The 16231-nt window shown below is 62.8% G+C and carries 18 protein-coding genes, 1 tRNA gene and 1 pseudogene; 13 read left to right on the top strand and 7 right to left on the bottom strand.

What is annotated here, in order from left to right:
* The 5 genes and pseudogenes from AC1D2G_RS19260 to AC1D2G_RS19240 form a co-directional block, all read left to right on the top strand.
* Nucleotides 1-737, top strand: a pseudogene (locus tag AC1D2G_RS19260) (pilus assembly protein TadG-related protein); the annotation flags it as partial.
* Nucleotides 738-742: 5 nt separating this feature from the next.
* Nucleotides 743-1183, top strand: a complete 441-nt coding sequence (locus AC1D2G_RS19255) for a TadE/TadG family type IV pilus assembly protein (RefSeq protein ID WP_167392206.1) — start codon at nucleotides 743-745, stop codon at nucleotides 1181-1183.
* 40 nt (nucleotides 1184-1223) lie between these two features.
* Nucleotides 1224-1577, top strand: coding sequence for a TadE/TadG family type IV pilus assembly protein (locus AC1D2G_RS19250; RefSeq protein ID WP_477415946.1), 354 nt, complete (start codon nucleotides 1224-1226; stop codon nucleotides 1575-1577).
* Between the two features lie 32 nt (nucleotides 1578-1609).
* Nucleotides 1610-1768: a hypothetical protein gene (locus AC1D2G_RS19245; protein ID WP_477227380.1), complete on the top strand. Its 159-nt coding sequence runs from the start codon at nucleotides 1610-1612 to the stop codon at nucleotides 1766-1768.
* A 116-nt stretch (nucleotides 1769-1884) separates the two neighbouring features.
* Nucleotides 1885-2130, top strand: coding sequence for a hypothetical protein (locus tag AC1D2G_RS19240; protein ID WP_477415944.1), 246 nt, complete (start codon nucleotides 1885-1887; stop codon nucleotides 2128-2130).
* An 86-nt stretch (nucleotides 2131-2216) separates the two neighbouring features.
* Here AC1D2G_RS19240 and AC1D2G_RS19235 read toward each other — a convergent pair whose 3' ends face one another.
* From AC1D2G_RS19235 to AC1D2G_RS19220, 4 genes are all read right to left on the bottom strand, one after another.
* Entirely contained in the window at nucleotides 2217-2648 is a 432-nt protein-coding gene (locus tag AC1D2G_RS19235) for a pyridoxamine 5'-phosphate oxidase family protein (protein ID WP_477415942.1), read from the bottom strand.
* Between the two features lie 274 nt (nucleotides 2649-2922).
* Nucleotides 2923-2997: transfer RNA gene (locus AC1D2G_RS19230), tRNA-Glu, on the bottom strand.
* 295 nt (nucleotides 2998-3292) lie between these two features.
* Nucleotides 3293-4543, bottom strand: a complete 1251-nt coding sequence (locus AC1D2G_RS19225) for a YcbK family protein (RefSeq protein WP_477415940.1) — start codon at nucleotides 4541-4543, stop codon at nucleotides 3293-3295.
* 213 nt (nucleotides 4544-4756) lie between these two features.
* Nucleotides 4757-6592: a PHA/PHB synthase family protein gene (locus AC1D2G_RS19220; RefSeq protein WP_477415938.1), complete on the bottom strand. Its 1836-nt coding sequence runs from the start codon at nucleotides 6590-6592 to the stop codon at nucleotides 4757-4759.
* Between the two features lie 98 nt (nucleotides 6593-6690).
* Here AC1D2G_RS19220 and AC1D2G_RS19215 point away from each other — a divergent pair, with 98 nt between their 5' ends.
* From AC1D2G_RS19215 to recJ, 8 genes are all read left to right on the top strand, one after another.
* Complete coding sequence (locus tag AC1D2G_RS19215; protein WP_477303868.1) at nucleotides 6691-7068, top strand: hypothetical protein; 378 nt, start codon at nucleotides 6691-6693, stop codon at nucleotides 7066-7068.
* Between the two features lie 59 nt (nucleotides 7069-7127).
* A complete protein-coding gene (locus tag AC1D2G_RS19210; protein WP_095087834.1) occupies nucleotides 7128-8345 on the top strand; it encodes an LL-diaminopimelate aminotransferase in 1218 nt (405 codons plus the stop codon).
* Nucleotides 8346-8391: 46 nt separating this feature from the next.
* Nucleotides 8392-9705, top strand: a complete 1314-nt coding sequence (locus AC1D2G_RS19205; RefSeq protein WP_477303866.1) for a homoserine dehydrogenase — start codon at nucleotides 8392-8394, stop codon at nucleotides 9703-9705.
* 137 nt (nucleotides 9706-9842) lie between these two features.
* Nucleotides 9843-10199: a hypothetical protein gene (locus AC1D2G_RS19200; RefSeq protein ID WP_457151852.1), complete on the top strand. Its 357-nt coding sequence runs from the start codon at nucleotides 9843-9845 to the stop codon at nucleotides 10197-10199.
* Nucleotides 10200-10262: 63 nt separating this feature from the next.
* Nucleotides 10263-10430 carry a Thivi_2564 family membrane protein gene (locus AC1D2G_RS19195; RefSeq protein WP_095087838.1) on the top strand — a complete coding sequence of 56 codons (168 nt, stop codon included), beginning with the start codon at nucleotides 10263-10265 and terminating at the stop codon, nucleotides 10428-10430.
* 203 nt (nucleotides 10431-10633) lie between these two features.
* A complete protein-coding gene (gene glpX / locus AC1D2G_RS19190) occupies nucleotides 10634-11617 on the top strand; it encodes a class II fructose-bisphosphatase (RefSeq protein ID WP_477415936.1) in 984 nt (327 codons plus the stop codon).
* A gap of 90 nt (nucleotides 11618-11707) precedes the next feature.
* A complete protein-coding gene (locus AC1D2G_RS19185) occupies nucleotides 11708-11932 on the top strand; it encodes a DUF6434 domain-containing protein (RefSeq protein WP_477415934.1) in 225 nt (74 codons plus the stop codon).
* A 153-nt stretch (nucleotides 11933-12085) separates the two neighbouring features.
* A complete protein-coding gene (gene recJ, locus AC1D2G_RS19180) occupies nucleotides 12086-13870 on the top strand; it encodes a single-stranded-DNA-specific exonuclease RecJ (protein WP_477415932.1) in 1785 nt (594 codons plus the stop codon).
* Between the two features lie 114 nt (nucleotides 13871-13984).
* Here the strand turns inward: recJ and AC1D2G_RS19175 are convergent, their stop codons facing one another.
* From AC1D2G_RS19175 to folE, 3 genes are all read right to left on the bottom strand, one after another.
* Nucleotides 13985-14959: a patatin family protein gene (locus AC1D2G_RS19175; protein ID WP_477415930.1), complete on the bottom strand. Its 975-nt coding sequence runs from the start codon at nucleotides 14957-14959 to the stop codon at nucleotides 13985-13987.
* 82 nt (nucleotides 14960-15041) lie between these two features.
* Complete coding sequence (hisI, locus tag AC1D2G_RS19170) at nucleotides 15042-15503, bottom strand: phosphoribosyl-AMP cyclohydrolase (RefSeq protein WP_477415928.1); 462 nt, start codon at nucleotides 15501-15503, stop codon at nucleotides 15042-15044.
* Nucleotides 15504-15537: 34 nt separating this feature from the next.
* Nucleotides 15538-16173 carry a GTP cyclohydrolase I FolE gene (gene folE, locus AC1D2G_RS19165; RefSeq protein WP_477415926.1) on the bottom strand — a complete coding sequence of 212 codons (636 nt, stop codon included), beginning with the start codon at nucleotides 16171-16173 and terminating at the stop codon, nucleotides 15538-15540.
* Between the last annotated feature and the right edge of the window lie 58 nt (nucleotides 16174-16231).

The raw sequence follows: 16231 nt of genomic DNA, 5'->3' as shown, positions 1-16231 counted from the left end.
TGTTTTCCGGCAACACCAGCGTCAAGCTCATCGGCTGCTCGGTCATGTCCAACTCGATCGCGTCTGACGCCATCAAGCTTCAGGGCTCGGCGGGGCTCCAGGCCGATTGCCTGATAACAGCGGGCGGCGTCTCTCTCAGCAATCCCGTCACGACCGTCTGCGCGGCCCCGATCACCCAGGCATTGCCTGCCGCCGATCCATTTTCCGACCTGCCGGCCCCCGCGGCCTCGAACCCTTGCCAGAACGCCAACAAGTCGACGCTGAAACCCGGCACCTATTGCAGCGGGCTCAGCCTCAGCGGCACCGTTACGCTGCAGCCCGGCGTCTATGTCATCCAGAGTGGCGATTTCAAGGTGAATGCGAACGCCAATGTCTCTGGTGACGGCGTCACCATTTACCTCGCTGGCTCCTCGCGCGTGTCGATGAACGGCAACGCCACCGTTTCTTTGAGTGCCCCGACATCAGGCACTTATTCCGGCGTGCTGATGTATGGTGACAGAACGAGCATAGGCGGACAGAGCACCTTCAACGGCACGGCGACTTCGCTGCTGACGGGCGCGCTTTATTTCCCCAAGCAGCAGGTCAACTATCTCGGCAACTTCTCCGGCCAGAACGGGTGCACCCAGGTCGTTGCGGACACGATCCAATGGTCGGGCAACTCAACCATTAGTCAGGATTGCACGAGCCTCGGAATGCGCGACATTCCGGCCACGCAGTCCGTGGCACTGGTCGAGTAGCCGCCATGGAACGCCGATCGATGCCGATGCTGCACGATAAAGCCGGGGTTGCCGCGGTCGAGTTCGCGATGGTCCTGCCCTTCCTGTGCGTGGCGCTGCTCGGCATCGCCGATGGCTGGTCCTATATGACGAACTCGATGTCGATGCGCGCCGGCGTGAAGACCGCCGCGAACCTGGTCATGGGAGGATCGACCAATGATACGGCGACCCAGGCTGTTGCCATTTCGAGCTGGGAGAAACGGCCCTCGGATGGCCAGGTCACGCTAAGCCGGATTTACATGTGCGGGACGACCGTGGTCGACGCTTCGGCCTTGTGCAGTGGGCCGAAGGTGCCATCGGTCTATGTTCAGATCCAGGCATCGGCCACCTGGGTGCCGCCCTTCACCTTCGGCGTTTTTTCCGGCTCCAGCGTCATCGGCCACTCGGAGGTTATCCGTGTCCGCTAGGGCAGGCGCATTCAGACGGGATCGATCGGGTGGCGCCGGGTTGGAATTCGCGCTGATCGCGCCCTTTCTCATCATGCTGCTGTTCGGGATCTTCGCCTTCGGCTGGGCTATGAACTCGGTGTCCAGCGTTCGCTATACGCTGGAGACATCATCACGCTCGCTGCAGCTTCAGAACACGCTGACCCAGGCCGACATCCAATCCATCGCCACACAGAAATTACAGGCCTTGGGTTTGAAGGATGTGAACGTCACGATCGCCATCGATCCGGTGAGCGGTGGCTTCCGCATGGCGCATCTGACCGCCACCTATGCCTTCGTCATCAACTTCCCCTACTTCAGCGATTTCCCGATCAACTACGCGACCACGGTTACAGTACCGCTGGTCGGCAGTTAGGCGAGTAGTCTGCGTGGCTATGGGCTTTTGGCGTGACGCAAGACGGGTATGATTCTCAGGGCTATTGCGTCAAGGCGCACGCGATTGATTGGTGTCACAGCGGCGAGCAGCACGATACCGACTTCAACGAGCAGCAGACGACAAACATACGCCTTGCGCAGCAGATCGTTCAAACGCTGCGGGTGATCTGATCAAAATTCCCGATGAGAATGGTGAAGCCCGCTGCCTCTGGTGGCGGGCCTTCCGCATGGTAAGTCTCGCAACAGCCATGGCAGATACCATCATGTCCTCACCAAAGGAGGGAGCTATGGTTTCGGCTATTGCAAGTCAGCATCGGCAGGTACCTGACACTCAACTGAAAGCGACAAAGCCAGAAACAGTCGACGGATTCGCGCCAGGCAAGAGCGCCGACAGGGTAGGACATCGCGCCAAGGCAATGGTTGCCGAAACAGGCGACACAGATCCTAACGCGCAGGGTGGCGCTGCATCGAGAATCGCCAGAATGGACATCACCGTGTTGACACCGCCGCCCGAAGAAACGCTTGCGGAGTAAAACTAGGCTGGGGCGGCCCACCATCATGCCGGTTGCCTGCCTCACTGTGGCGGGCTTTCTGACTGGGGCCGGATCATTCCCCAAACCTACAAGTCGCCGCCGGTAAGCTCAAACACGATTGGTTCGCCCCGGAAATCAGAGTAGCGGATCCAGCGGGGCAGAATTGTGAATAGTTGTGCCCCCTGCTTCAGAAACTCTGCTTCAAGCGGACAGTTCGCTATGTGAACATCCCTTAACCGCTGTTCTTCGTCAGCCTTGGCAGGCCGGGCCCGGCCCTCAATTTGAACGGTGACGTTTTCGTCCCAACCGATCACCATGGCGATCCGGCTGTCTCGTTCGATATTTGCCAGCTTCCGACTTCCAGGAAAACTGTCGAACACGATGTTGAGATCCTCGCCCAACGTCACCTGTATGAGGGCTGCCTCTGGAGACCCGTCCGGATTTACAGTGCTGATAGCCCCGAGTTTATGCCTAGCCAGAAAATCGCGAACAAGTTGCCATCGATCGTCCCTGTGCATTTTGACACGTCCTCCGCGCGAATGGCCGCGACCCTATCATCGGCACCCAAGCCATAATAGCTGTGCGCCCGCCGCCTCACGGTGGCGGGCTTTGGCTTTACAGTTTGAGAGCGACCCTGGCCTGCTCTTCACGTCACGTCCATGTCGCACGGACCTACCGGTAGTCGCAGGAACGTCGGCGGAATCAACCAGGTGTCGTCCACGCAAATTCGCGGACGTTTATTCGGCGGATATTCGACGGACGAGGGGGGAGCCACTAAGTGCTTGAAAAGTCTGGTACGCCCAAGGGGAATCGAACCCCTGTTACCGCCGTGAAAGGGCGGTGTCCTAACCGCTAGACGATGGGCGCGCTCAGACGAAGCGGCTTATACTGGCGTTGTGCCCAACCGGCAACCCGTCAGGTGCCGCCTTGGACAACTTTTTTCCAGCCTGCCAAAACAGGGATGTTGTCGCGCCTGGCAAGGCGCCGGTGTGCCGCCAATTATGCCGAGTGGCGGCCCTGCCAAAGTGGGCAAGGGCAAGGGAGGGAAGACTTTGGTCCGCGCAGGGTACATGCCTTGGCGATCGGCGGAGACGCCTATCGCGCATCGTCATCCACGGGCGGAGCAAGGAGCGAAGCGACGCGGCCCCGCTGCACGGCGCGACTAGCCGTCGCCGCCACCACTGCGCCTACGGCAGCGCCAGTTCCAGTCGCGCTCGGGGCCGACGTCGACGTGGACGGATTCGGTGTGGCAGTAGGTGCCGACGCCGCCGCGGCCGGGCATGGTTCTGATGTAGTTCGCCAGTTCCCATTTCGAAACGCCGGGGACCTGGATGTCGGCTGCGGCGCAGTACATGTGCAGCGAGTTCTTGGCGCCATTGGCGCGGCGGTTGCGGGCCGGATCGCGATAGCCTGATGTCACCATCATCTTGCGGCCGTAGTGGCCTTCGATCGTCTTCAGCACGCGGACCAGCGACGGCTTCAGGCAAGCCACATCGACGCTCTCGTTCTGCTTGAGCAAGCCGTTGGGCGCCAACCGCGCCATGCCGGCGGCGGACGCGACCTGATAGGAGCCGCCGATTGGACCCTCGTCCTCGTTGAGGTCGACGTCGCTCTCGTCATCGAGGCCGGATTTGCGTTTGATTTCGAACAGGGCTGTCTGGCGCACGCCTGGCAGCGCATCGCTACCGGTGATGTGGCCGCTCTCGCCACCGGTCGAGGCCAGTTGCAGCGGCTTTGCCGTGGAATCGGCCGAGGCCAGCGTGATGATCGGTTTTACGGCTGCTGGCGCCGGCTTGGCTTGCGCCGCGGGCAGGTCGCCCGACCTCGTATTGATGAGCGGGGAAGGCGCGGCCGAGGCGGGTGTGGCGCCAAACATCGAGGCCAGGAAGCCTTTTTTCTTCGGCGCGTCGGCCTGCGGCATCTCGCCTGCCGTCACGTAGACCGCATTGTCCAACACTGGCGCGGCAGCTGGCTTCGGCGCGTTCACGCCGGCATCGGCGGCGGCGATCTGCTGGGCAACCGCGTCGTTCTGCTGCGCCGTCTGCGCCGGCTGCTGCAGGGACTGCGGGGTTTGTCCCGCGATCGTCTCGGTGCCAGCCGGCGTGGTCAGCGGAAAGGCGGCCTGCGGCTTGGCCACGGGCACATAGGCGACCTTTTCAGGGAGTGCCGTATCGCTTGCCGTCATCACGGTCGTTTGCTCGGTCGTGGTCTGCGTCGAATCGACGACGGTGGTCGACTTGCCATTCGAGGCAGCGCTTATGTCCGATGCGGTGGCGTTGTAGCCGGGCATTCCAACCGACATCGTCGGGTCGCCGGCAGAGGTGCAGGAGGCCAGAAGCAGGGAGCAGAGCGCTGCCACGACGGCGCGGCGTTCTCCCTTTGCGAGGCTCCATCCTGCTGATTTCAAAGTCAAATTCCCCCTCGATGTCCGGTCGGTATATCCTTGGCGCGGCCCTGATATCGGTGCCAAGTGACCGTTGTCTCCGATCCGGAAACGAGACCTGTGTCAAATCCGCAAGCCTGGAAGTATTTTTGCAGTTATTGCCGAATTACGGCCGCGCGGTGGTTGACGACACCATTTCGCCCGCTTTTGCCGGTCCGTCAACTCACCAGACATTACAGTCCGTTACACACGCACTTTCACATAGGTGCCGGGGGCATCGCCCAAGGTTTTCATATGCTTGCCGGGTTTGCGGGCCGGAACGCGGGTGTTGTCCTTGGCCTCTATCCAGCTTTGCCAGTGCGGCCACCACGATCCGGGATGGTCGGTGGCCTTGGCTATCCACTCACCGAAATCGCCCGTCGGCGTCCCTCCGGTCCAGTACTGGTATTTGTTGGATGCCGGCGGATTGACGACCCCGGCAATATGGCCCGACCCCGCCATGACGTATTCGACCTTGCCGCCGAAGTATTTCGAGCCGAGGAACACCGAAAGCGCCGGCGCGATGTGATCTTCCTTGGAAGCGAGGTTGTAAATCGGGATGGTGATATCGCCGAGCGAGACCGTGTGGCCCGCCAGTTCCATCATGCCTTGCGAGAGGTTGTTCTCCAGGTAGCAGTTGCGCAGGTAGAACGAATGATTGGCCGCGCCCATGCGGGTCGAATCGGCATTCCAGTAAAGCAGGTCGAAGGGCAGGGGATCCTTGCCGCGCATGTAGTTGTTGACGACATAGGGCCAGATCAGGTCGCCCGAACGCAGCATGTTGAAAGCGGTCGCCATCTTGGTGCCGTCGAGGTAGCCCTTTTCGCTCATCGACTTTTCCACCGCCGCGACCTGCTCTTCGTCGACGAACACTTTCAGGTCGCCGGCATAGGTGAAGTCGACCTGCGTGGTGAAGAACGTGGCCGACTTGATGCGGTCGTCGCCTTCCCGCGCCATCAGCGCCAGTGCCGCCGCCAAAAGCGTGCCGCCGACGCAATAGCCGATCGCGTTGACGTCCCGTTCGCCGGTGGCCTTCTCGACCGTGTCGAGGCCGTATTGCAGGCCCTCGCGGATATAGGCTTCCCAGCCCTTGGTGCCGTGGCGCTCGTCCGGGTTGATCCAGGAGATGACGAAGACGGTGTGGCCTTGTTCGATCGCCCAGCGGATGAAGGATTTCTGCGGGTTGAGATCAAGGATGTAGAACTTGTTGATCCATGGCGGGCAGATCAGCAGTGGCCGCTTGAGCACCGTCTCGGTCGCCGGATCGTACTGGATGATCTCGGCGACATCGCTGCGGCCAACCACCTTGCCGGGGGTGGTGGCGATGTTCCTGCCGATCTCGAAGGGCGAGTAGTCGGCCTGGCGCAGCTTCAGGTCGCCCTTGCCGGCGGCGATGTCCTCTGCCAGCATCTTCATGCCGCGCACCAGATTCTCGCCGTTCGAGGCGACGGTTTCGCGAAACAGTTCCGGATTGGTCAGGATGAAATTCGACGGCGAGATGGCGTTGGCCACCTGCTTGACGTAGAAGCCTGCCTTGTGACGGGTGTGCTCGTCCAGACCGTCGGCGTGCTCGACCAGATCGGCCGCCCAGCGCGAGGTGACGAGATAAGCCTGCTTGAGAAAATCGAAGAAGGCGTTGCGGCCCCATTCGGGATCGAGGAAGCGCTTGTCGCCACGTTCCGGCTTCACGGCATCTTCGGTGGCTTCCGCGGCGTTGCTGGTGCGCTGAATGGCGTTGGCCCAGACAGTCATGTAGCCGGAGAACAGCCGCGTCTGCGCTTCCAGCGCGCGCTGCGGATCGGACAGCCAGTATTCGCTGAGCTTGGAGAAGGTCTTCACCATGTCGACGACAGGCTCGGCGACGTGATCGCGCACATCGCCTTTTTCGCGCGGCTCGGCCCATGCGGAGGCCGCTTTGCCGGCCTGCTCGATCATGCGCGCCATGTTCAGGGCGAAGCGTTCCGGGTCCTTCACCAGATATTGCTCGACGGTCGAAGGCTCGTCATCTTCCGCTTTGCCCGAATCGGGTGTCTTGGACATGGTTCGCGGGGTTCCTCCCGAAGCGTTTTCTTGACATATTAACATGGGACATCCGACGGGGTCCAATCTCGCTCTACCGCGGCTGCCAAGGAAACAATATGACGATTAACATTGGCGAGACTGTTTTTTTCGGCGCCGGACGTTTTTGCCGCATTGGGGCGGCAATCGTCCTCATTGGGATTGCCGGCTGTTCCAGCACCAGCGGCCCGGCGCCTGTGACGGGGGCGAAGGATACCGGCACCTTTCCGAACCTGAACATCAAGCCGCAGGTGGCGGCGCCGCAGTTCACCGACGCCGAGAAGAACGCCAAGCTCGCGCAATTGAAGGCCGATGAGAGCGCGCAGGCGGCAAAGAACGGCAAGCCCGACGTGGCCGACCAGGCGGCGCTCACGGATCTTGCCAAAAAGCATGGCGACGAAACGCTGAAGCAGATCGAAGGCAAATGCGATCCCGCCCTCGACCCTACCTGCAAATAAGTATATAGCGCGCGCCCAAAGCCCTTAGATATCTGGCCCCTTTGCTGTCTGGAACTGCCATGGAAGAATTTCACAAGGTTCGCCGGCTTCCGCCTTACGTCTTCGAGCAGGTCAACCGGCTCAAGGCCAGCGCCCGTTCGCGCGGCGCCGACATCATCGACCTCGGCATGGGCAATCCCGATCTGCCGACACCCAAGGCCATTGTCGACAAACTGTGCGAGGTCGTGCGCGATCCGCGTACGCATCGTTATTCCTCGTCTCGCGGCATTCCGGGCCTGCGCCGCGCCCAGGCCGCGTACTATGCCAGGCGCTTCGGTGTGAAGCTCAACCCCGACACGCAGGTGGTGGCGACGCTCGGATCGAAAGAGGGCTTCGCCAACATGGCACAGGCGATCACCGCGCCTGGCGACGTGATCCTGTGCCCCAACCCGACCTATCCGATCCACGCCTTCGGCTTCATCATGTCGGGCGGCGTCATCCGCTCGCTGCAGGTCGAGCCGGACGACGGCTTCATCCCGGCGCTCGAGCGCGGCGTGCGTCACTCGATCCCGAAGCCGCTGGCGCTGATCCTCAACTATCCGTCGAACCCGACGGCACTGGTCGCTTCGCTCGATTTCTACAAGGACGTGGTCGCCTTCGCCAAGAAGAACGACATCATCATCCTGTCCGACCTTGCCTATTCGGAGATCTATTTCGACGGTAATCCGCCGCCCTCGGTGCTGCAGGTGCCGGGCGCGATCGACGTCTGCGTCGAGTTCACCTCGATGTCGAAAACCTTCTCCATGCCCGGCTGGCGCATGGGTTTTGCGGTCGGCAACGAACGGCTGATCTCGGCGCTGACCCGGGTGAAATCCTATCTCGATTACGGCGCCTTCACGCCGATCCAGGTGGCGGCGGCACACGCGCTCAACGGCGACGGCGCCGACATAGCCGAGGTGCGCGACATCTACCACAAGCGCCGCGACGTGATGGTCGATGCCTTCGGACGCGCCGGCTGGACCATTCCGGCCCCCGCGGCATCGATGTTTGCCTGGGCGCCGATCCCGGAGCCGTTCCGTCATCTCGGCTCGCTCGAATTCTCCAAGCTGCTCATCGAACACGCCGACGTGGCGGTGGCGCCCGGTGTCGGCTTCGGCGAACATGGCGACGATTTCGTGCGCGTGGCGCTGGTCGAGAATGAGCACCGGATCCGGCAGGCGGCGCGCAACATCAAGCGCTTCCTGTCGGCCAGCGCCAAGCAACCCAACAATGTGGTGCCGCTTTCCGCTCACCGGTAAGTTTGCCGCAGACAATTTCGATCTGACTTGAGGGACGTCGCCGGCCATGGCTGAAGCATTGCGTGTTGGAATTGCCGGTCTTGGCACGGTTGGCGCGTCCGTGGCGCGCGTGCTGCGCGACAAGGCGGCGGAACTGACCCGGCAATGCGGGCGCGACATCGTCGTCACCGCGGTTTCGGCGCGTGACCAGAAACGCGATCGCGGCGTCGATGTCAGCTCGGCAAAGTGGTTCGACGATCCGGTCAAGATGGCGCAGACAGCCGAAATTGACGTGTTCGTCGAACTGATCGGCGGCGATGAGGGGCCGGCGCGGTCGTCGGTGAAGGCGGCACTCGAAGCCAGCCGTCATGTCGTCACCGCCAACAAGGCGCTGCTCGCCAAGCATGGCGTGGCGCTGGCCGAGATCGCCGAGAAGCGCGGCGTGCTGCTCAACTACGAGGCGGCGGTAGCGGGCGGCATTCCCGTCATCAAGACCATGCGCGAGGCGATGGCTGGCAATTCGGTCAACCGCGTGTTCGGCATCCTCAATGGCACCTGCAACTACATCCTGACCCGCATGGAGGCCGAGGGCATCTCGTTCGACGCCTGCCTGAAGGACGCGCAGCGGCTCGGCTATGCCGAGGCCGATCCGACCTTCGACATCGAGGGCCACGACACCGCGCACAAGCTGTCGATCCTGACCAGCCTTGCCTTCGGCACAAAAATCGCTGCCAACGACATCTACATGGAAGGCATTTCCAACATCACCCAGGCCGACATCCGCGCGGCCGGCGATCTCGGCTACCGGATCAAGCTGCTGGGCGTTGCACAGCGCACCGACAGCGGCATCGAGCAGCGCGTGCACCCGACCATGGTGCCGACCGCCTCGGTCATCGCGCAGGTGCACGGCGTCACCAATGCGGTGGCGATCGAGACCGACATATTGGGCGAACTGCTGCTCTCCGGCCCCGGCGCCGGCGGCAACGCCACGGCCTCGGCCGTCATCGGCGACATTGCCGACATCGCCAAGAGCCGGCCCGGCTTCCAGCATGGTCCGGTCTTCGGCCGGCCGGCGAAGGAGCTGAAACCCTACAAGAAGGCGCAGATGCGCAGCCATGCCGGCGGCTATTTCATCCGGCTGACCGTGCATGACCGCATCGGCGTCTTTGCCGCGATCGCCAAGCGCATGGCCGACAACGACATTTCGCTGGAATCGATCGTCCAGCACGCGGTCAACGGCGAGGCGGCGGCGCAGAAGACGGTAATCCTGGTGACGCACGAGACGACCGAGGCCGCCGTACGCAAAGCCGTCGACGGCATCACCAAGGATGGCCATCTGACCGACAAGCCGCAGGTCATCCGCATCGAGCGGGCAGGGTAGCTTCTCTCTTCAGGTCGCCGCGCGGGACAGGAATCCCGCCGGTATTGCGCGTCGGTCTGGTGGCAAGCAGCCACGACCGACCGGAACGAATTCGCTTGGGCGCCGTTTCCTTGGTCAGCAACCAAAGGAACCGCTTCATGGCCGATACCAACAAGTCCGACAGCCCTCACATCGACGACATCCAGAAGACGCTGGAAAAGCAGATCGCCGAACTGCGCAAGGAGATCACCAAGATCAACAAGAGCATTTCGGCGCGGGGCGCGGAAATGCTCGACGACGCCAGCGAGCAGGCTTCGGATTTGTACGATACAGCCGCGGCCCGCGCGTCGCGAACCGCACAACAGTTGCGCAGCCAGGCGCAGGCGGTGTCGGATGTCGCGCGCGAAAATCCTGGTACGACGACGGCTGTGATCGGCGTGATCGGCCTGCTCGGCTTTCTTGCCGGCCTCGCCATTGGCCAGTCGATGAACGACAACTCGCGCCGCTGGTATTGACCGCGGAGTGATGGAGCCGGCCTTGCCGGCTCATTTTCAGCATTTTATTGCCAGGAGGGCACCATGGCTTCATCGATGTTGATCAGCATCCTGATCACGTTCCTCGTCATCATCCTCGTTCTCTATCTGGTTCAGCGCTTGCCGCTGGACGCCCGGATGAGACAGATCGCCCAGATCATCGTCATCATCATCGGCATCATTTCACTGCTCAAATACCTTGCGGTTTTCTAGGCCGTAGCGGCGCGATTTTCCACTTTACAAGCCGGCCCGGTTCTTTGCGACCGGGCCGGCCTCGTTTCAAGAATGCGGTTTAATCGATTGATATTGCTGGCTATTCGATAAAACTCCCGCGAGGTCTTGCCGTTGTCATGCTCGTTTGACAAAAGAGACGCGCCTCCGGCGGGAGGCCGCATATCAACGAGGAAAATTGCCAGATGAACGTGGCCCAGAACATTGTCGCCGGCCTTGACCGGATACTCACCATGGAACTGGTGCGCGTCACCGAACGCGCCGCAGTCGCGGCTGCCAGGCTGCGCGGGCGCGGCGACGAAAAGGCGGCCGACCAGGTCGCCGTCGATGCCATGCGCCAGGAGCTCAACCGGCTTGCCATCAGGGGCACGGTGGTGATCGGCGAGGGCGAGCGGGACGAGGCGCCGATGCTCTATATCGGCGAGGAAGTCGGCTCGGGCAAAGGCCCGGCGGTCGATATTGCGCTCGATCCGCTCGAAGGCACGACGATCTGCGCCAAGAACCTGCCCAATGCGCTCGCCGTCATCGCGATCGCCGAGAAGGGCAGCCTGCTGTTCGCGCCCGACGTCTACATGGACAAGATCGCCATCGGCCCTGGCTATGCCGAAGGCGTCATCGATATCGATGCCTCGCCGGCCGACAACATCGCCAGCCTCGCCCGCGCCAAGGGCGTCGCGGTGTCGGACATCACCGCCTGTATCCTCGACCGGCCACGCCACACCAAGCTGATCGACGCCGTGCGGGCCACGGGTGCCGCGATCCGGCTGATCGGCGATGGCGACGTCGCCGGCGTCATCCACACCACCGATCCGGATGAAACCGGCATCGACATCTATCTCGGCACCGGTGGCGCGCCGGAGGGCGTGCTGGCAGCGGCGGCGTTGCGTTGCACCGGCGGCCAGATGCAGGGCCGGCTGATCCTCGACACGCCGGAAAAGGTCGCACGCGCCGCCAAGATGGGTATTTCCGATCCGAAGCGGGTCTATCGGACGGAAGACATGGCGCGCGGCGACGTGCTGTTTGCGGCCACCGGTGTCACCGACGGTAACATGCTGGCCGGCGTCAGGTTCGGCCGCAACACCATCACCACCCACACGATCGTGCTGCGCTCGTCGTCGCGGACGGTGCGCGAGATCAAGGCCAGGCATCAGGATCTGGATAAGTTCTAGCTTTCTTCCCGTTGTTGGCTTGAGTGCTTGCGGACCAGCATCGCAGTTGTTAGCCCTGCGTCGGATGACGCTGGCCGCAAGGATTTGAGGATGAAACCGTTCGACTGGCATGCGGATGCGATTTCGCGTGCCACCGCTGTCACGAAGTCCTATCGCAACACTCAGAAGGTGCGATGCTTTTTCACCCGCGAATGCGGCGATGCGTTCAGGTTCGACCGGCCGTTCATGGCCTGGCTGAAGGACGGTGCGGACAAGGCCATGGGCGATGCGGCCGACGAATGGCTTCGGCGCCAGGCTGAAAAGCGGAAAGCGTAGTTTTCTTGGCATCTTCCGCGACGGTGCATCACCGCGAACCGCTTGGCTTTGCCTGCCTTAGGCTGTTGCCTGCGCATGTCGTTGTCCCAAAACCGCTGCGCACTTTTGGGCGACATGCACTATCCTGCGGCCAACCATGAGTTGGCAAACCGCATGACCGGCGACAAACGCCTCTTCCTCGATGTCAGGCAGTCGGCTACCGGGGTTTCCTGGGAGCACCGGCTGACCGAGCGGCAGGACATGGTCGCGCTCGCCATCGCGCAAGGCCACGGCGTGCCCGACATCGTCGCGCGGGTGCTTGCCGGTCGCGGCGTCACCGCCGAGCAGACCGAGCGGTTTCTCGACCCGACGATCCGCGACCTGCTGCCGGATCCGGCCTCGCTGACCGACATGGACAAGGCGGCGGCCCGTATCGCCGCTGCGGTGATGGCCAGGGAAAAGGTGGCGATCTTCGGCGACTACGATGTCGACGGCGCTGCCTCGTCGGCCCTGCTGAAACGGTTCCTGGCGCATTTCTCGGTGCCGTCGGAAATCTACATCCCTGACCGTATTTTCGAGGGCTATGGTCCCAATCCGGATGCGATGCGCGAACTCGTTTCGCGCGGCGCGACGCTGATCGTCACCGTCGATTGCGGCACCAACAGCGCCGTTTCCATCGACGCCGCCAATACGGCCGGCGCCGATGTCGTCGTGCTCGACCACCATCAGGTCGGCGGTGCCTTGCCGGCGGCAGTTGCCGTCGTCAATCCCAACCGCGATGACGACCTTTCCGGGCAGGGCCACCTCTGCGCCGCCGGCGTGGTCTTTCTCGCCCTCGTGCAGACGGCCAAGATCCTGCGCGGGCGGATAGCCGATGCCACGCCGCCGGACCTGCTTTCCCTGCTCGATCTCGCCGCACTTGCCACCGTCTGTGACGTGGTGCCGCTGACCGGCGTCAACCGTGCTTTCGTGGTCAAGGGGCTGCAGATGGCGCGCCAGCAGAAGAACGAAGGGCTGGCTGCACTCGCACGGGTGTCGCGCATCGGCGAGCCGATCAGTACCTTCCATCTCGCCTATCTGATCGGCCCGCGCATCAATGCCGGCGGACGCATCGGCGATGCCGCACTTGGCAGTCGCCTGCTTGCCACCGACGATCCGGTCGAGGCCCGCACCATTGCTGAGACGCTCGACCGGCTGAACCAGGAACGGCAGATGATGGAGCAGGAGATGCTGGCAGCGGCCCGCGCCGAGGCCGATGCCGAACTTGCCGGCGGCAACGGCCCGGCCATCGTCGTCACCGCCAGCAACAACTGGCACCCGGGCATTGTTGGCCTGCTCGCTTCACGGCTGAAGGATCATGCGCGCCGGCCGGCCTTCGCCATCGCCTTCAATGCCAGCGGCACAGGTACCGGCTCGGGCCGCTCCGTATCGGGCTTCGACCTCGGCCGGCTGGTGCGCGAGGCGGCCGATGCCGGGCTGATTATCAAGGGCGGCGGCCACGGCATGGCGGCCGGCATCACGGTGGAGCGGGCGAAGCTTGGCGAGCTCAGGGCGTTTTTCGAAGAGCGAGCGGCGGCCGACGTGTTCCGCCTGCAAGGCGAAGAAAGCCTGCCGATCGATGGGGCGCTTGCCGCCGAAGGCGCGACGCTCGGCCTTCTCGACGCGCTGGAGAAAGCCGGCCCATTCGGCGCCGGGCATGCGGCGCCGGTCTTCGTGCTGCCGCGTCACCGGCTTGCTGATGCGCGGCCGGTTGGCACYAACCACATCCGCGTCGAGCTGCAATCGGAAAGCGGCGGCCGCATCCAGGCGATCGCCTTTCGCGCCGTCGATACCGCACTTGGCGAATTCCTGTTCAAGAACCGCGGCAAGACCGTGCATGTCGCCGGCTCGCTGTCGGGCAATTACTGGAACGGCAACCGCACGGTGCAGTTTCGCATCATCGACGCGGCGCGTGCGTAAGGTCACCGTGGGGCGGCCTAGCTAGGATGGAATTTGCTTCCGAAATTCGCCTGGCGCCATTCGTGTTGGTCGGCGCGCGTCAAGAGCCTGTTTCCTTGCCTTGGAAGACATGAATCAGGCGAGAACGGACTGCAGCCGTGTCAGTTCGCCGATCTGCGCCATCGTCGCCTGATAGCCGAGGCTGATCGCCTCGTCGGCGCGGTGGAATTCGGTCAGGCCGACATGGCTGAGCTTCGGCTGCAGCGACATGTCGGGCGGATCGCCGGCGAGCCTGGCGCGCGAGATGCGGTCCTGGATGATGTTGAAGGCCTCGACCATGACGCCGGTTATGCCGAGCCGCGTCTGATGCGACTGGTGGTCGGCATCGACCCGGCCCGGCCGCGGCGCATCCTTTTCGATGACCAGCTCGCCGGCGCTGTGCTTGATGACGGCGGCGCGTCCGAACAGGTCGTAGTGAAGATTGACCGCCACCACGAGCGGCTGCTCATAGGCGCGGCAGACCGAAACCGGCACCGGGTTGACCAGCGCACCGTCGACCAGCACGCGGCCGTTGCAATTCACCGGCTCGAACACGCCGGGCAGCGCATAGGAGGCGCGCATCGCGGTGATCAATGAGCCGCTCGACAGCCAGATTTCGTGGCCGGTGCGAATTTCGGAGGTGACTGCGACGAACGGTTTGGCCAGGTCCTCGAAACGAATGCCAGCCATGTGCTCGCGCAGCCGGGCGTCGAGCTTCATGCCGCCGAACAGGCCACTGCCGCGCAGGTTGAGATCGAGCAGGCCAAAAATGCGTCGTTTGGTCAGGCTGCGGGCGAATTCTTCCAGTTCGTCCAGTTTGCCTGAGAGATAGCAGCCGCCGACCAGGGCACCGATCGAGGTGCCGGCGATCATCGACACTTCGATGCCGGCTTCATCGAGCGCGCGCAGCACGCCGATATGCGCCCAGCCTCTGGCACACCCGCCGCCTAGGGCGAGCGAAATACCGGTTTTTCTTGGTGGTTTTGTTTCGGATGCGCCGCCCGACGAGGACAGGCCATTGGCCTCCCTGACATCTGGTTTGTTACGCAATGACGCCCACTCGAGCATCATGATCTCCCTTGTCCCACGGCTAATATAAGGGCGGGCCCGTATCGAAATGGTGAATCTATGTGACTTGGGTCAGGCAGAAGGTTCAAGCTGATGGTTTCCGATACGTGGTTTCCGCATCGAACAACGGCTTGCTGCCGTCGTCAACAAGCGTCCCCTTGCCGTCGACCAGCCCCACCGTCCGATAAAAGCATGAACGTCGACCCGTGTGACAGGTTGCGTCGTGGCCCAACACTTTGACGCGCAGCCACAATGCATCCTGATCGCAATCGGTACGCATCTCGACGACATGCTGGAAATTGCCTGACGTTTCGCCCTTTTTCCACAGCGCGCTGCGTGAGCGTGACCAGTAGTGGGCGATGCCTGTCTCCAGGGTCAGCGCCAGCGCTTGCGCATTCATGTGCGCAACCATCAGCAGCACACCGTCTTCGGCGTCGGTGACGACGACCGTGACGAGGCCGGCTGCGTCGAAGCGCGGTGAAAACACCGCGCCTTCCTCCAACGTTTTCTTGTCCGAGGGAGCTTTCGGAAATTCCAGTGCCGACATCGCCGGTCCTTATCTAGCGATATTGGCTAGGGGCTTAAGCCCCGCCGCCGCGCACCATTGTGACGAAACGAACCTGCTCTTCGGGCGTGTCCTTGAAGACGCCGGTGAAGGTCGAGGTGAGGGTGGTTGAGCCCTGCTTGCGGATGCCGCGCATGGCCATGCACATGTGCTCGGCCTCGATCATCACGGCGACGCCGCGCGGATTGAGCACATCCTGGATGACGCCGGCGATCTGCGCCGTCAGCGCCTCCTGGGTCTGCAGGCGATGGGCAAAGATATCGACCACACGCGCGATCTTGGACAGGCCGACGACCTTGCCGTCCGGCAGGTAGCCGACATGCGCCTTGCCGATGATCGGCACCATGTGGTGTTCGCAATGCGAGTGGAACTGGATATCCTTGACGATGACCAGGTCGTCATAGCCGGCGACCTCCTCGAAGGTGCGACCGAGCTCTTCCGACGGGCACATGTCGTAGCCGCCGAACATTTCGCGGAAGGCCTTGGCCACCCGCTTCGGCGTGTCGACCAGCCCTTCGCGGTTCGGATTGTCGCCGGTCCAGCGCAAAAGCGTGTGCACGGCGGCCTCGACTTCGGCTTCGCTCGGCCGGTCGGTGACCGGCTTCTCCATATAGGCTGACTGGGGCATGAGCTTCTTGATGACGGCATCCATAAAGGCGTCTCCCGTAGTCCCTCTCGGCGGAGGAACGAGTTGAACGGACCACGACCTT

This window comes from Mesorhizobium sp. P2_C7 (genome assembly GCF_056404515.1).
Note: the sequence above shows the minus strand (reverse complement) of the source record. Positions and strands in the feature narration are given on the sequence as shown.

Coding starts and splice junctions, on each gene's coding strand:
- hisI (WP_477415928.1), bottom strand. CDS start 15,503: ATGTCGGCACTGGAATTTCCGAAAGCTCCCTCGGACAAGAAAACGTTG.
- AC1D2G_RS19205 (WP_477303866.1), top strand. CDS start 8,392: ATGGCTGAAGCATTGCGTGTTGGAATTGCCGGTCTTGGCACGGTTGGC.
- AC1D2G_RS19215 (WP_477303868.1), top strand. CDS start 6,691: ATGACGATTAACATTGGCGAGACTGTTTTTTTCGGCGCCGGACGTTTT.
- glpX (WP_477415936.1), top strand. CDS start 10,634: ATGAACGTGGCCCAGAACATTGTCGCCGGCCTTGACCGGATACTCACC.
- folE (WP_477415926.1), bottom strand. CDS start 16,173: ATGGATGCCGTCATCAAGAAGCTCATGCCCCAGTCAGCCTATATGGAG.
- AC1D2G_RS19175 (WP_477415930.1), bottom strand. CDS start 14,959: ATGATGCTCGAGTGGGCGTCATTGCGTAACAAACCAGATGTCAGGGAG.
- AC1D2G_RS19235 (WP_477415942.1), bottom strand. CDS start 2,648: ATGCACAGGGACGATCGATGGCAACTTGTTCGCGATTTTCTGGCTAGG.
- AC1D2G_RS19195 (WP_095087838.1), top strand. CDS start 10,263: ATGGCTTCATCGATGTTGATCAGCATCCTGATCACGTTCCTCGTCATC.
- AC1D2G_RS19255 (WP_167392206.1), top strand. CDS start 743: ATGGAACGCCGATCGATGCCGATGCTGCACGATAAAGCCGGGGTTGCC.
- AC1D2G_RS19200 (WP_457151852.1), top strand. CDS start 9,843: ATGGCCGATACCAACAAGTCCGACAGCCCTCACATCGACGACATCCAG.
- AC1D2G_RS19210 (WP_095087834.1), top strand. CDS start 7,128: ATGGAAGAATTTCACAAGGTTCGCCGGCTTCCGCCTTACGTCTTCGAG.
- AC1D2G_RS19185 (WP_477415934.1), top strand. CDS start 11,708: ATGAAACCGTTCGACTGGCATGCGGATGCGATTTCGCGTGCCACCGCT.
- AC1D2G_RS19240 (WP_477415944.1), top strand. CDS start 1,885: ATGGTTTCGGCTATTGCAAGTCAGCATCGGCAGGTACCTGACACTCAA.
- AC1D2G_RS19220 (WP_477415938.1), bottom strand. CDS start 6,592: ATGTCCAAGACACCCGATTCGGGCAAAGCGGAAGATGACGAGCCTTCG.